Genomic DNA, 14,738 nt, shown 5'->3' with positions numbered 1-14,738 from the left:
TCCATGACCCAGACCCTCACGATCCGCCGTCCCGACGACTGGCACCTGCATCTGCGCGACGGCGACATGCTGCGCGCGGTCCTGCCCTATACCGCGCGCGACTTTGCCCGCGCCATCATCATGCCCAATCTGGTGCCGCCCGTGGTGACCGGGAACGACGCGCGCGCCTACCGTGACCGGATCATGGCAGCCCTGCCGCAGGGCGCGGATTTCACGCCGCTGATGACGCTCTATCTGACCGAAAACACCGATCCGGAGGATGTCGCCGCGGCCCACGCGGAGGGATTGATCACGGCCGTGAAACTCTACCCCGCGGGGGCGACCACCAATTCCGCCTCCGGCGTCAGCAGCTTTGACAAGGTCCAACCGGTACTGGAAAAAATGGCCGAAATCGGCCTGCCGCTGTGCACTCACGGCGAAGTCACCGACAACGATGTCGATATCTTCGACCGCGAAGCCGTGTTCATCGACCGTGTGCTGGATCCGATCCGCCGCGCGCATCCGCAGTTGCGCGTCGTGATGGAACACATCACCACCGCAAACGCCGCCGATTACGTGCGCAGCGCCGAAACCGGGCTTGCGGCGACCATCACCACCCACCACCTGGTGATCAACCGCAACCACATCCTGTCCGGCGGCATCAAACCGCACTACTACTGCCTGCCTGTGGCCAAGCGCGAAAACCACCGGATCGCGCTGCGCGCCGCCGCCACCTCCGGCGATCCGCGCTTTTTCCTCGGCACGGACAGCGCACCGCATACGGATGCAAACAAACTGCAACCCTGCGGCTGTGCGGGCTGCTTCACCGCGCCCAACACCCTGTCGATCCTGGCCGAAGTCTTCGAGCAGGACAACGCGCTGGACAAGCTGGAAAATTTCACCTCCCTCAACGGCCCTGCCTTCTATGGCCTGCCGCCCAATGAGGCGACAACGACGCTGCAGCGGACCGCGCCGGACACGCCCGCCTTCATCGAAACCCCCGAAGGGCCGGTCACCGTGTTCGATCCGATGATGGATCTGCACTGGTCAAGCTGACTTCATCTTGCTCTTTAAACTCAAATCCCACCCTCTCGCCTTGCAAGGACACCCGCGATGATCCCCAGCACATACCCCTCGCCCGAAGACATGGCCCGGCTGACGGCCCGTATGCTGCTGGAAATCGGCGCGGTGAACTTCAACACCGACACCCCCTATACGCTTGCGTCGGGCCTGCCCTCGCCCAGCTACATCGATTGCCGCAAGCTGATCAGCTACCCGCGCATCCGCAGCACGCTGATGGATTTTCTGACCGTCACGGTCATGCGCAACGCGGGGTTCGAGGCCTTCGACAACATCGCGGGCGGCGAAACGGCGGGCATTCCCTTCGCCGCGCTGGTGGCCGAACGCATGGCCCTGCCGATGACGTATGTGCGCAAGAAACCCAAAGGCTACGGCAAGAACGCGCGCATCGAGGGCGCCATGAGCGAAGGTCAGCGCGTGCTTCTCGTCGAGGATTTGACGACCGATGGCGGATCGAAGCTGAGCTTCGTGGACGCGATTCGCGACACCGGCGCCACCTGCGCGCATACGGCCGTGATCTTCTATTACGACATCTTTCCGCAGACCGAAAAGACGCTGGGCGATCACGGAGTTAGCCTGCATCACCTGTGCACCTGGTGGGATGTTCTGGCCGAGGCAAAGGCGCAACGCGCTTTCCCCGAAGTCACCCTGAACGAGGTGGAAACCTTCCTGAATTCTCCCCGTGAGTGGCAGGACGCCCACCGCAAATAACACCACCTGTTGACGAATGCCTGCCCGCTACCGCAATATGTAGGTGGCGCGCTTTTTCGACAATTTTATCCACAAAAACATACAATTTGCGCGCCTAACGCCCCTTCGCTATGACAGCGGCGGGGCAAATGGGGTCAGAAAAATGAACGAGATTTCGTCGGTCAACACCAATGGCATCGCCGTGCAGGCAGCCGAAACAATGCCGCATTCCATCGAAGCCGAGCAGCAGCTTCTGGGTGCGATCCTGACCAACAACGACATCTACGACCGCGTGGCGTCTATCATCGGTCCGAAGCATTTTTATGATCCCGTGCACGCGCGCATTTTCGAGATCGCCGCCGCGCGCATCGCCAAGAACAACCTCGCCTCTCCTGTCACGCTCAAGGCGTTCATGGAAGACGACGAGGGCCTCAAGGAGTTGGGCGGGCCGAGCTATCTGGCGCGGCTTGCCGGTGCGGCGATTTCGGCATTTGCGGTGCGCGACTATGCGCAGATGATCTACGATCTGGCGGTCCGGCGCGATCTGATCGGTCTGGGCCGCGATATCGCCGCCAAGGCCGCGACCGTCGATGTGGCGTCCGAGCCGCGCGAGCAGATCGTCGAGGCGGAGCAGCAGCTTTACAAGCTGGCCGAGCAGGGCCAGGTCGAAAGCGGTTTCCAGAGCTTTCTGCGCGCTGTCACCGATGCGGTCAACGTGGCCAACGCCGCCTATCAACGGGACGGTGGCCTGTCGGGTGTGTCGACCGGCCTGATCGACATGGACAAGAAGCTGGGTGGCTTGCACCGGTCCGACCTGCTGATCCTTGCGGGGCGTCCGTCGATGGGCAAGACGTCGTTGGCGACCAATATCGCTTTCAACGTGGCCAAGGCCTATAAGCGCGGCAAGCTGCCTGACGGCGGCGAAGGGGCGGTCGACGGGGGGGTCGTGGGCTTCTACAGCCTCGAGATGAGCGCCGAACAGCTGGCCGCGCGGATCCTGTCGGAAGCCGCCGAGATCCCCAGCCAGCAGATCCGGTCCGGTGACATGACGGAGACCGAATTCCGCAGGTTCGTGGATGCGGCCAAGGCGCTGGAGGCCTGCCCGCTCTATATTGACGACACGCCCGCCCTGCCGATCTCCCAGCTTGCCGCGCGCGCCCGGCGCCTGAAGCGGACCCACGGGCTGGACGTGCTGATCATCGACTATCTGCAGCTGGTGCGCGGCACGGGCAACAACGACAACCGCGTCAACGAGATTTCCGAGATCACCATGGGGTTGAAGGCCATCGCCAAGGAGCTCGATATTCCGGTGATCGCGCTGTCGCAGTTGAGCCGTCAGGTCGAAAACCGCGAAGACAAGCGCCCGCAGCTGTCGGATCTGCGGGAATCGGGATCGATCGAACAGGATGCCGATGTGGTGATGTTCGTGTTCCGCGAGGAATACTACAAGGAGCGCGAGAAGCCGGGCGATCACGAACTGGACAAGATGGCGGTCTGGCAAGAAGAGATGGAGCGCCTGCACGGGCGCGCCGAGGTGGTCATCGGCAAACAGCGCCACGGGCCGATCGGCACGGTCGAATTGAGCTTTGAGGGTCGCTTTACCCGCTTTGGCAATCTGGTCAAGCCGTGGCAGCAGCAGGGCGGCGACGATCAGGAATTCTGAACCGGTGGATAAAGTTGTGCAGAAACTGCGCGACGCTACGTCAACCCGTGCAAAAACAACACCTTAGCGCAAAAGGTTAACGTGCACATCCTGAGCGGGAAAAGTACCGTTAACCCAATCGCGCGCCGCGAAAAGCTGACCCAAGGTCAGCAATGGTAGCCCCCTGAATTTGTTGAATTTCCGCCATTTCGGCGCGTCCCCGCGGGGTCACCCCCCGGCATGTCGACACCCTGCCGGGGGGATGAGGAAGATCAGTTCGCGGTGAGGGTTTCAAAGCGCAGGCCCTTGGCCGTGCCTTTGGCAAAGCCCTTCCAGTAGCTGTGATCCACGTTTTCCTTGCCATCGTCGGACATGGACCACACTCCCGCGTTGGCCTGTTCGACCAGATCGAGGTAACTGCCTGCTTCGGCATCGTTTTTCAGCGCCCGGTCGAGCCATGCCGTGACAAAATGCTGCGAGATATTGTTCATGCGCACGGTATCCCAGACCGGATCGGTGTAGTGTTCGGACACGTTGAAGCCCAGTGCCTCATCGAAGCGGTAGCTTTCTGCAGGGGCCGGCATGGGTGCGCCAGCGTTGTGGCCGCCGTTTTCGAAGGTCAGCAGCGCGCGGTCCACGCCGCTGGCATTTTCCCAGATCGCCCGCACACCGTTTTCGTAGAGTGACACGTCATCCTGCGAGCCTGCGATAAACAGCATCGGGATTTGCACGCCCGCCAGACCTTCGGCATCCCAGAAGCCCGCGTTCATGCCCCAGGGCCCGAAAGCGATGGCGGTCTTGATCCGTGCGTCTGGCAAGTCCGCGTGGCTATCGCTGCCGGCCTGATGAACGGCCAGCGTGCCGTGCGGGGCGCCCCAGGAATATCCGACCGAGGCTTCGGTCACGCCGCCGCCCGCCGTGATGATCGCCCCGTAGCCGCCCATCGAATAGCCGATGATGGCCGTATTGTCGGCGTCGTAAAGCCCTTCGAATTCAGCGCCTTGTCCGGCCATGCGCGCCATTTCGTCAAGCACGAACAGTTGGTCGAACGAGCGGTTCACCAGCGTCGAGCCGAACGCCGCCTTGGTGCGGTAGGTGCTGTCGGTGTGATCGATGGAGGCGACCACGTATCCTTTTGACGCGATGTTTTCGGCCAGATGCGACAGCAGGAACCGGTTGCCCGGATAGCCGTGGCTGATCAGCACCAGAGGATAGGCCGCATCGGGCGTGCGCACGGCGGCGTCGCGCATGGCGCGCCCGCTCAGGGTGACTTCGGTCGTGCCGTCGCGCAGATAGGCTTTGACAGATGTATCGCCCGTGGCCCCGTCGGCGGCAGGATACCACATTTCGACCGTCAGTGGCCGGTCGTAGCGCGGCAGCGGATCGGGTTTGTCGGCGGCAGGATCGATGGCGAGGATATCGATCTGGTCGGGGTTCAGCATGTCAAAGCTGCGCACCCCCACCGGCAGATCGCCGTAGGCGGCCAACGCCGGAGCCGAGGGCAGTTGCGTGTCGATGGGGTTGTCCGCCAGCGCCGCGGTCGCGGACAGGGCCAGTGGCAAAAAGGCAAAACGTGTCAGGGTCATGGGGTCCTCCTCTGGATACCGGGAGTGTACGGGTCGCAGCCACAACCACAAGTTACCTTTCCATGACGTAGCGGTACCCCCTGCGGCGTTTTGTGATTGGACGGGCCGCGCGATGCACGCCATGCTGGCACCATGCGTGTGATCATGTTCCTTGTTCTGACGGTGCTGGCGGCCCTGCCCGCGCGGGCCCGCGAGGTTGATCTGGAGCTGGTTCTGGCGGTGGATGTGTCGCGGTCGATGTCGCCCGCGGAGCTGGAGTTGCAGCGGCGCGGCTATGCGGAGGCGCTGACCAGCACCGCCGTGGCCGAGGCGATAGAGGGCGGTTTGCTCGGCCGGATCGCGCTGACCTATATCGAGTGGGCGGGCAGCGACAGCCAGCGGGTGATCGTGCCGTGGACCGAGGTGTCATCGCCCGAGGGGGCCCGCGACGTTGCCAGCCGTATCACCGCGCATTACGACGACAGCCTGCGCCGGACGTCGATTTCATCGGCCCTGCGTTTTGCGGCCCAAAGCATTGAAACGAACGGGTTCGAGGGCTTGCGCCGCGTCATTGACGTGTCGGGCGATGGCCCCAACAACATGGGACCGCCCGTGCGCGCCGCCCGCGACGAGGTCGTCGCACAGGGCATCACCATCAACGGATTGCCCCTGATGACGCAGGATGCGCTGTCGGAGATATGGGGCATACCCGATCTGGATGCGTTCTACGCCGCCTGCGTGATCGGGGGGCCGGGTGCCTTTGTCATTCCGGTGACCCGCTGGGATGCCTTTCCGGCGGCGGTGACCCGCAAGCTGGTGCTCGAGATCGCGGGGTTGGCTGCCGCCCAGCAGGTCTGGCGGGCGCAGGCGCCTGCCCCCTACGATTGTCAGGTGGGCGAGAAGATGTGGCAGCAAAACCGCAGCTTTTTCGACATTCCGTAGCTGAACGCTGCAAGCCGCGCTTGACCTGCCGCGCGTTCGTGTCAAAACCCGTGCCATGAGTACCGCTGTTCTGACCATCGATTTGAATGCCATTGTCGCCAACTGGCGCGCGCTTGGAAAAATTGCGCAAGTAGAGACGGGTGCCGTGGTCAAGGCCGACGGCTATGGGCTGGACGCGGCGAAGGTGGGTACGCGGCTGGCCGCCGCGGGCGCGCGACAGTTCTTTGTGGCGGTGGCCGAAGAAGGGGCGCGTTTGCGCCATGCCATCGGGCCCGGGCCGCAGATTTCGGTGTTCTCGGGGCATATGGCGGGCGATGCAGACACGCTGCGCGATGCGCGTCTGACACCGCTGATCAATTCGGTGGACCAGATGCTGCGCCACGTGGAGGCGCTGCCGGGCCATCCCTTCGGCATCCAGCTGAACAGCGGCATGAACCGGTTGGGCATGCAGCCCAACGAGTGGTCCGCCCTGCGCGAGATTGCGCTGGCACAGGGCCCCACGGTTCTGATGTCCCATCTGGCCTGCGCGGACGATCCCTCCCACGAGATGAACGACCGCCAGCGCCGCGCGTTTGACGACATGACCGAAGGGCTTGATGTCCCGCGGTCGCTGTCGGCGACGGGGGGCACGCTGCTGGGGCCGGAATTTGCCTATGACATGGTGCGGCCGGGCATCGGGCTTTATGGCGGGTTGCCATTTATCGATGCCACACCGGTGGTGACGCTGGACATTCCGGTGATCCAGATCCGCGATGTGCAGCCGGGCGAAACCGTAGGTTACGGCAACAGCTGGACCGCGCGCCGCCCCAGCCGTGTCGCGACAATCGCCGCCGGATATGCAGACGGATTGATCCGCGCGATGGGACCGCAGGCGTGGTTGACCCACGGCGATACCAAGGTGCCGGTGATCGGCCGCGTGTCGATGGATCTGATCACCGCAGATGTTACCGACCTCAACGACACGCCGGAGCATTTGCAGCTGCTGGGCATGCACCAGTCGGTTGATACGGTTGCCGGTTTTGCGGGCACCATCGGGTACGAGGTGCTGACCAGCCTTGGCCATCGGTACAAGCGGGTATGGCGGGCGTGATTGCCCGCTGGGTGAACCTGTCGCTGCTGGTGCTGTATCCGGTGGCGTGGTTTGCCCCCCTGATGCGCGCAGGTCTGTTGCCGCTGTTCGGTCTGTCGGAAATTTCGGTGATGACGGGGCTGCAATCGCTGTGGCAAAGCGATGTGTTTCTGGCGCTGGTGGTGACGGTCTTCGCGCTCGTCGCGCCCTATCTCAAAACCATCGGACTGGCGCTGGTGCATTTTGGTCTGCTCGGCCCGCGGATCAAACCGGCGCTGGCACTTCTGGGCAAGCTCGCCATGGCCGATATCTTTCTCATCGCGCTTTATATCACCCTCACCAAGGGAATCGATGTCGGGCGGATCGAGGTGGCGTGGGGCCTGTACCTGTTCACCTTCTGTATCCTTGCATCCCTGATGATTAGTGTTCTGGGTCAACAATCCCAAGTTGATCGCGGGATAAGTGACCAAAGGTAAACAATATTTGGTGAAGATGGGAAAAAGTGGTTAATTTTTCCTTTGCAGCACATAAGCGGAACTTTACCATCTGTTGGCGCGTTGTCGGCATGATACCGCCGATGGCGCAACTTGGGGATGAACATGCAACAGCTCAGAGCGTTCGGCTTTTTCTTTCAGTATTTGATGCAGCGCGCGGCGCTTTTGTTCTTTGCCGCCTGCGCCGCAGGACTGACGACTGCGACGATCATGGCCGCGCTGGGATACTGGCCCTGGGTGGAGCTGACGCTGATGTTCGGCGGCGCGCCCATCGAGAACGCAGGCATTTATGCGCAGGTCGGTGCGACCGTGCTGTCCGCGGCGATCTGTTTCTTTCTGCCCGCCAATACCCGCATCATGCAGCTGGAAAATTCGCACCGCCAGTTTTCGGTGTCGATGGAGGACGTCGCGCGCGCCTACGGCATGGTACATGCCGCCGATCGGGGCCGTACGTTCAAGTTGAGCTCGGAATTCGACGCGGTGCGCGAGCGTCTGGCCTATCTGCGCGATCACCCCGATCTCAGCACGCTTGAGCCCGCGCTTCTGGAGATGGCCGCCCAGATGAGCCATGTCAGCCGCGAGTTGGCGGAGGTTTATTCGGACGACAAGATCAAGCGCGCCCGCGATTTCCTGTCCCAGCGGCAGGAAGAGGTGAACCTGTTCAACGAGCGGCTGGATCAGGCCAAGGCGATTTCGACCGAGTTGAAGCACTGGTCGCATGAGGTGGAGCTTGAGGAAAGTGTCGCGGCGGCGCAGTTGCAGCGGCTTTCGGACGAGCTGGATGAAATCATGCCGGAGTTGGGCCGCGAGACGACCGTGAGCCGCCCCAGTGCGCAGATCACCCCGATCGACAGCGCCGCGCTCGACAATACGCTGATCGAAATGCCCCCGAAGGCCGCCGAGTAACGGCTTTTCCTTTGACGATCCGCGCGCGCCACGGCACATAGCGTCATGGCCAAAGCAACCACCACATTTTCATGTTCCAACTGCGCTGCCCGCTATCCCAAGTGGTCGGGCCGCTGCGACAATTGCGGCGAATGGAACACCATTTCCGAAGACAAGGCGCTGAGCGCCGGTCCGCCTTCGAAATCGCTCGGCGCCACGCGGGGCAGTGCGATGGCGTTGATGGATCTGGCCACCGAAGAGGCCCCGCCGCCGCGCACCATGTCGGGGTTGGGCGAACTGGACCGTGTGCTGGGCGGTGGTCTGGTGGCGGCCTCCGCCACGCTGGTGGGCGGCGATCCCGGCATCGGCAAATCGACACTGTTGCTGCAGGCCGCGGCGGCTTTTGCCAACAAGGGTCTGCATGTCGTCTATATCTCGGGCGAGGAAGCATCGGCGCAGGTGCGGATGCGCGCACAGCGGCTGGGGCTGACGCAGGCGCAGGTGAAGCTGGGGGCCGAAACCAATCTGCGCGACATCCTGACCACGCTGGACAAGGAGCGCCCGCAGCTGGCGATCATCGATTCGATCCAGACCATGTGGGCCGACAATGTCGACAGCGCGCCGGGATCGGTCAGCCAGGTCCGCGCTGCCAGCCATGAGTTGACCAACTTTGCCAAACGCACCGGCACCTCGGTCATTCTGGTGGGCCACGTCACCAAGGAGGGCCAGATCGCGGGCCCTCGCGTGGTCGAGCATATGGTCGATACCGTGCTTTATTTCGAGGGCGAGCGGGGCCATCCGTTCCGCATCCTGCGGTCGGTCAAGAACCGGTTTGGCCCTGCCGACGAGATCGGTGTGTTCGAGATGACGGGCCGCGGATTGTCCGAAGTGCTGAACCCGTCGGCCCTGTTTCTGTCCGAACGCGGCCAGCCAAGCCCCGGATCGGTCGTGTTTGCCGGTGTCGAGGGCACGCGACCCGTTTTGGTCGAGATACAGGCGCTGGTGGCGCCGTCGCCGCACAGCCAGCCGCGCCGTACGGTCGTGGGCTGGGACGGCGGGCGACTGGCAATGATCCTTGCCGTGCTGGAGGCGCGCTGTGGCATTCCGTTTGCGGGGCTGGATGTCTATCTGAATGTCGCGGGCGGGATGAAGATCTCCGAACCAGCTGCCGATCTGGCAGTGGCCGCGGCCCTGCTGAGTGCACGCGAGGATGCCGCCCTGCCCGCCGAAACCGTTGTTTTCGGGGAACTTAGCCTGTCGGGTGCGCTGCGCCCCGCCACCCAGACCGAAAACAGGTTGAAAGAGGCGCAAAAACTTGGTTTTACCAGCGCAATCGCCCCCAAGGGCGGCAAGGCCGTCGAGGTCAACGGCATCACATCGCGCCCCATGGCCGATCTGACCGGTTTCGTCGGCGAAATATTCGGAGCGGGCTGACACCTGCGCACAGAAAGGCTGAGGCATGGAAGGTTTTACCGTCATTGATGGGGTGGTGGCGCTGGTCATCGTGATGTCTGCCTTGCTGGCATACGGGCGCGGATTCGTGCGCGAACTGATGGCGATCGTCGGCTGGATCGCGGCGGCGGTGCTGGCCTATCTGTTTGCCCCGCAGGTGGAACCGCTGGTGCGCGAATTGCCGGTGGTGGGCGAATTCCTTGCCGACAGTTGCGAATTGTCGATCATCGGGGCCTTTACCATCGTTCTGGCCATCACGCTGGTGATCGTATCGCTTTTCACCCCGCTGTTTTCGTCGCTGGTGCAGCGGTCGGTTCTGGGCGGGTTCGATCAGGCGCTCGGGTTCATCTTTGGCGTGGCGCGCGGCATCCTGTTGGTGGCCATCGCGTTCTTTGTCTATTCCACAGTGATCAGCAACCAGCAGATCACAATGGTCGATGACAGCCGCTCTGCGCAGGTGTTCGGACGGTTTACCGATGACATCCAGAATCAGGACCCGGATCAGGCGCTGGGGTGGATCACCACCAAATACGAAGAACTGGTGGCCTCCTGCACGGCGCAATAATCGCGGATCACGGCGTGACTTAGGGTTGCGTTAAAGGTGATGGTGTATTCCCCCCGGATGACGGGACAAAGGAACTGCCATGGCCATCGAAGATCTATACCAACTGCTTGATTGCGTGCCGACCCCGATCTTTGTGCTGGACGTTCTGGAAGGTGCTGTGCCCGTCTATGGCACCTATAACGCCGCCGCACTGGCGCGGCTTGGCCGGCCGCTGTCGGATTTCGTGGGCCGCACGACGATCGAGGCTTTTGGCGCGGAATACGGGGCCGCCGCCTACCGCGAGCAGCTGGAAACGATCCGTACGCGCACGCGGCGCAGCTATGAATTTAAGCTGCCCTTCGGCGACGAGACACGCATCGTGCGCACCACGCTTGCACCCCAGATGACCCCCGAGGGCGAGGTCATCCGGTTGATCGGCAGCGCCAAGGACGTATCGGCGGAATGGGCGGCGGCCAACGCGCAGGCCAAGCTGCGCAGTATCGGCGACGAGGTGGAGCAGTTTGTCACCATGGCCGCGCACGATTTGCGCACGCCGATGCGCAATGTCGCCATGCTGTCGGAAATGCTGCGCGAGGATTTCGAGGACCGCGGCGATGGCAAGCTGGAGCTGATCGAAATGCTGGCCGAAACGTCGGAAAAATCGATGGCGCTGATTTCGGATGTGCTGTCGCATGCCAGCGCGGTGGGGGCCGTCGCAGAGGACCAGACCTTCGAGCTGGCACAGCTGGTGCGCAACATCATGGGCGCGCTTGACCCGCAATCGATCCACAAGATGATCTGCGATGACGCGACCGTCACCGGCGACAAGAACGCGGTACAGATCGTGCTCCGCAACCTGATCGACAACGCGCTGAAATACGGCGGGCGCGAGCGGATGCAGCTGACCTGCCGTGCGCGGTGTCTCGAAGGTGGCTTTATCGAATTTACCGTGGGCGACAACGGCAAGGGGTTCGACAACCCCGGTTCGGTCTTCCTGCAGACCGGCGATTTTCGGGTCGACAGCGGCTATGGGCTGTTGGGGATCAGGCGGCTGATCCTCGCGCGGGGCGGCAGCATCCGCGTGTTCAACAATTCCGACCGTGCGGGCAGTTCCGTCTGCTTTTGCCTGCCCGGTCACACGGACGCGTCGCAGTTGCCAATGGCCGCGGCCCCTGCCCCCGTGCGGCCCGCAATTCTGCCTGTGAGCACGCCGCTCATAAAATGAGCGTGCGATGCGACAATCGGTGGGGTGACACTGTGCCGGATTGCCCGTAATAAGCCTGCATTGATACGTCCGCGCAGGAGCCTCCCTTGTCCCACAGCACGTCCAAGATCATGCCCCCCGCCAATCCGTTCGACACCACCTACCTGACCGACGGTGGGGATGGCGACAAGCTGAAGGAAGAATGCGGCGTCTTCGGCGTTGTCGGGGTGGCCGATGCCTCCAATTTCGTCGCATTGGGGTTGCACGCGCTGCAGCACCGCGGCCAGGAAGCGGGCGGGATCGTCAGCTATGATGCGGAGGCGAATTTCCAGTCGGCCCGCCGTTTCGGCTATGTCCGCGACAATTTCACCAGTCAGGATGTGATGAAACATCTGCCCGGCCAGTTGGCCATCGGGCATGTGCGTTATTCCACTGCCGGCTCCAAGGGACAGACCGCGATCCGCGATGTGCAGCCGTTTTTCGGTGAGTTTGCAATGGGTGGCGCGGCAATTGCGCATAACGGCAACATCACCAATGCCAATGCCCTGCGCCGTGAATTGATCGAACGCGGGTCGATTTTCCAGTCGTCTTCGGACAGCGAATGCATCATTCACCTGATGGCGCGGTCCCTGCAGCGGACCATCCCCGAGCGGATGGAAGACGCGCTGCGCCGGGTCGAGGGCGCGTTTTCTGTCGTCGCGATGACCCGTACCAAGCTGATCGGTGTGCGCGACCCGCTGGGCGTGCGCCCGCTGGTGCTGGGCAAGATCGGCGATGGCTGGGCGCTGAGTTCCGAGACCTGTGCGCTCGACATCATCGGTGCCGAATTCGTACGCGAGATCGCCCCCGGAGAGATGGTCGTGATCACCGAGAAAGGGGTCGAATCGCATTTCCCCTTCCGGCCACAGCCGTCGAAGTTCTGCATTTTCGAACATGTGTATTTCTCGCGGCCCGACAGCATTCTGGGCGGACGCTCTGTCTATGAGACCCGCGAGGCGATCGGCCGGGAACTGGCCAAGGAAAACCCGGTGGAGGCCGATCTGGTCTGTCCGGTGCCCGATTCCGGTACGCCCGCGGCCATCGGCTACAGCCTGCAATCGGGGATTCCTTATGCGATGGGCATCATCCGCAACCAGTATATGGGCCGCACCTTCATCGAGCCGACCGAGCAGATCCGCAACATGGGTGTGCGTCTGAAGCTGAACGTGAACCGCGCGCTGATCAAGGGCAAGCGGGTGATCCTGGTCGACGACAGTGTTGTGCGTGGCACCACGAGCCGCAAGATCAAGGAGATGATCCTGGATGCGGGCGCGAAAGAAGTGCATTTCCGCATCGCCTCCCCGCCGACTGCGTGGCCGTGTTTTTACGGTGTCGATACACCGCAGCGCGAAAAGCTGTTGGCCGCCACGATGAGCGAAGAAGAAATGCGCGACCATCTGGGGGTCGACAGTCTGAAGTTTATTTCGCTCAACGGGCTGTACCGCGCCGTGGGGCAGAAAGACGGGCGCGACCAGTCCTGCCCGCAGTATTGCGATGCGTGTTTTTCCGGCGAATACCCCGTGACCCCGGCCGATCAGGTCGAGGAAGGCTTCAAGATGAAGACCGCGGCCGAATAGCTGCTGACACAAATTGTCCGCGGCCTGTGCTAGGGTCTCGGCATGGACGATCCTTTTGCCGATATTGTGGACAAATGGCCCCGGACCGCGCGCGCGCGGTTCGCCGCGGTGCGTGCGCTTGTCCTGCGCGCGGCGCGGGATGCCGAAGTCGGGCCGCTGGACGAATCTCTCAAGTGGGGGCAGCCCGCGTGGCGCCCGCGCAGGCCCCGCCAGGGCAGCACGTTGCGCATGTCGTACGCCCCTGCGACACCGGACCGCATCAACCTGTTCGTGGACTGCAAGACCAACCTTGCCGACACGGTGCGCCAGCTCTACCCCGATGATTTTACGTTTAAAGGCAACAGGTTGCTGGCGTTATCCCTGACAGCGCCCCTGCCCGCGCAGGCGATCGGACATCTGGCTGTGCTGACGTTCACGTACCACCGCCGCGACCGCTAGGCGCGTTTTTGCCAGCGTGTTGGCAAGCCTCTGCCGATGGATATGCACCCCCCTTTCGCCTTGGGCAGCGCACCCATAGGTGCCTCATTCGACGTGAATGAAAGACCCCGAGAGGACACTATGGCAACTGGCGAAGACGGCACACCGACCCCTGCGAAGGTCAAGGATCTGGCGACCGAACAGGCGCGTCTGGACCGGACGGCGCTGATCGGTATTTTCGGGTCAAGTAACGCCCCCGAGGCCCTGATCATGTTGCCCGCGGGCAAGACAGAGAAGGTCAAGGTCGGCGATAGCGTGGCCGGGGGCACCGTGGAGGCCATCGGCGAGGACCGTCTGGTGTTGAGCCGCAATGGCAACCAGCAAGTGATGCGCCTGCCCAAGGGCTAGGCCCTTGACCTGCGCCGTTGGCAGGTGCACACGGCCCGCATGACACATACTGCATTGATCACCGGCGCGTCGCGCGGATTGGGCGCGGCACTGGCCGAAGCGCTCGCCCCCACCCACCACATCATCGCCGTGGGCCGCACGGTCGGCGCGCTCGAAGAGCTGGACGACCGCATCAAGGCCAAGGGTGGAAGTGCCACATTGGCACCCATGGACATCACCGATGACAAGGCGATGGCGACGCTGTGCCGGGGCATCTTTGATCGCTGGGGCAGTCTCGACCTTTGGGCGCATGCCGCAATCCACGCGGCCCCGATGACGCCGACGCCGCATGTGGACGCCCGCGATCTGGACAAATCGGTCAAAGGCAACGTCACGGCGACCTCCGTGCTGATCTCCTATGTGGCGCCTTTGCTGGGCACCGAGGGTCAGGCGCTGTTTTTCGACGATCCGCGCGCGGGCGAGAAGTTTTTCGGCGCGTACGGGGCCACCAAAGCCGCGCAGATGGCGCTGGCGCGCAGCTGGCAGGCCGAAACGGCGCGCAGCGGTCCGCGGGTGCATATCGCCGTGCCGCAGCCGATGCCCACCGCCACCCGCGCCCGGTTCTTCCCCGGAGAGGACCGCGCCCCGCTGCACGCTCCGGCAGAGCAAGCCGCCCGCATTCTGCGCGAGACAGGACTTTCGGGCAGCTAGGCAGCGGATGCTTGCTTGCCCGGAAAGCGGGCCTTGTCTATCAAGTGCCAAAGGGGCCCGA

15 protein-coding genes are annotated in these 14,738 nt (G+C 63.0%); 14 read left to right on the top strand and 1 reads right to left on the bottom strand.

What is annotated here, in order from left to right; genetic code table 11:
- Positions 1 to 3: 3 nt before the first annotated feature.
- The 3 genes from pyrC (at position 4) to K3756_RS07180 (ending at position 3,412) form a co-directional block, all read left to right on the top strand.
- Entirely contained in the window at positions 4 to 1,035 is a 1,032-nt protein-coding gene (pyrC, locus tag K3756_RS07190; RefSeq protein WP_259992311.1) for a dihydroorotase, read from the top strand.
- Positions 1,036 to 1,092: 57 nt separating this feature from the next.
- Positions 1,093 to 1,770 (top strand): orotate phosphoribosyltransferase, encoded by a 678-nt coding sequence (locus K3756_RS07185; protein ID WP_259992310.1) that lies wholly within the window; start codon positions 1,093 to 1,095, stop codon positions 1,768 to 1,770.
- Positions 1,771 to 1,912: 142 nt separating this feature from the next.
- Positions 1,913 to 3,412 (top strand): replicative DNA helicase, encoded by a 1,500-nt coding sequence (locus K3756_RS07180; protein WP_259992308.1) that lies wholly within the window; start codon positions 1,913 to 1,915, stop codon positions 3,410 to 3,412.
- A gap of 251 nt (positions 3,413 to 3,663) precedes the next feature.
- Here K3756_RS07180 and K3756_RS07175 read toward each other — a convergent pair whose 3' ends face one another.
- Positions 3,664 to 4,977: a dienelactone hydrolase gene (locus tag K3756_RS07175; RefSeq protein ID WP_259992306.1), complete on the bottom strand. Its 1,314-nt coding sequence runs from the start codon at positions 4,975 to 4,977 to the stop codon at positions 3,664 to 3,666.
- Positions 4,978 to 5,121: 144 nt separating this feature from the next.
- Between K3756_RS07175 and K3756_RS07170 the strand changes: the two genes are divergently transcribed.
- From K3756_RS07170 to K3756_RS07120, 11 genes are all read left to right on the top strand, one after another.
- Positions 5,122 to 5,898 (top strand): DUF1194 domain-containing protein, encoded by a 777-nt coding sequence (locus K3756_RS07170; RefSeq protein ID WP_259992304.1) that lies wholly within the window; start codon positions 5,122 to 5,124, stop codon positions 5,896 to 5,898.
- A 55-nt stretch (positions 5,899 to 5,953) separates the two neighbouring features.
- Entirely contained in the window at positions 5,954 to 6,988 is a 1,035-nt protein-coding gene (alr, locus tag K3756_RS07165) for an alanine racemase (RefSeq protein ID WP_259992302.1), read from the top strand.
- Complete coding sequence (locus K3756_RS07160; RefSeq protein WP_259992300.1) at positions 6,976 to 7,443, top strand: paraquat-inducible protein A; 468 nt, start codon at positions 6,976 to 6,978, stop codon at positions 7,441 to 7,443. The genes alr and K3756_RS07160 overlap by 13 nt, the downstream gene beginning before the upstream one ends.
- A 123-nt stretch (positions 7,444 to 7,566) precedes the next feature.
- Complete coding sequence (locus K3756_RS07155) at positions 7,567 to 8,367, top strand: DNA repair protein (protein WP_259992297.1); 801 nt, start codon at positions 7,567 to 7,569, stop codon at positions 8,365 to 8,367.
- Positions 8,368 to 8,412: 45 nt separating this feature from the next.
- A complete protein-coding gene (radA, locus tag K3756_RS07150; RefSeq protein WP_259992295.1) occupies positions 8,413 to 9,780 on the top strand; it encodes a DNA repair protein RadA in 1,368 nt (455 codons plus the stop codon).
- Between the two features lie 25 nt (positions 9,781 to 9,805).
- On the top strand, positions 9,806 to 10,363 hold the full coding sequence (locus K3756_RS07145) for a CvpA family protein (protein ID WP_259992293.1): 558 nt from the start codon (positions 9,806 to 9,808) through the stop codon (positions 10,361 to 10,363).
- Between the two features lie 79 nt (positions 10,364 to 10,442).
- Entirely contained in the window at positions 10,443 to 11,567 is a 1,125-nt protein-coding gene (locus tag K3756_RS07140; protein ID WP_259992291.1) for a HAMP domain-containing sensor histidine kinase, read from the top strand.
- 110 nt (positions 11,568 to 11,677) lie between these two features.
- The gene (gene purF, locus K3756_RS07135) at positions 11,678 to 13,162 is read left to right on the top strand and encodes an amidophosphoribosyltransferase (RefSeq protein WP_259993511.1); all 1,485 of its coding nucleotides are present in this window, start codon (positions 11,678 to 11,680) and stop codon (positions 13,160 to 13,162) included.
- 42 nt (positions 13,163 to 13,204) lie between these two features.
- Complete coding sequence (locus K3756_RS07130) at positions 13,205 to 13,600, top strand: hypothetical protein (RefSeq protein ID WP_259992289.1); 396 nt, start codon at positions 13,205 to 13,207, stop codon at positions 13,598 to 13,600.
- A 120-nt stretch (positions 13,601 to 13,720) separates the two neighbouring features.
- Positions 13,721 to 13,987 carry a type II secretion system protein N gene (locus tag K3756_RS07125; RefSeq protein WP_259992287.1) on the top strand — a complete coding sequence of 89 codons (267 nt, stop codon included), beginning with the start codon at positions 13,721 to 13,723 and terminating at the stop codon, positions 13,985 to 13,987.
- Positions 13,988 to 14,026: 39 nt separating this feature from the next.
- Positions 14,027 to 14,677 carry an SDR family oxidoreductase gene (locus K3756_RS07120; RefSeq protein ID WP_259992285.1) on the top strand — a complete coding sequence of 217 codons (651 nt, stop codon included), beginning with the start codon at positions 14,027 to 14,029 and terminating at the stop codon, positions 14,675 to 14,677.
- Positions 14,678 to 14,738: the final 61 nt, after the last annotated feature.

It is taken from the genome of Sulfitobacter sp. S190 (assembly GCF_025141935.1).
In the GTDB taxonomy this organism is placed as follows: domain Bacteria; phylum Pseudomonadota; class Alphaproteobacteria; order Rhodobacterales; family Rhodobacteraceae; genus Sulfitobacter.
The sequence above is the reverse complement of the archived record's forward strand: the minus strand, read 5'-3'. Positions and strand labels throughout refer to the sequence as shown.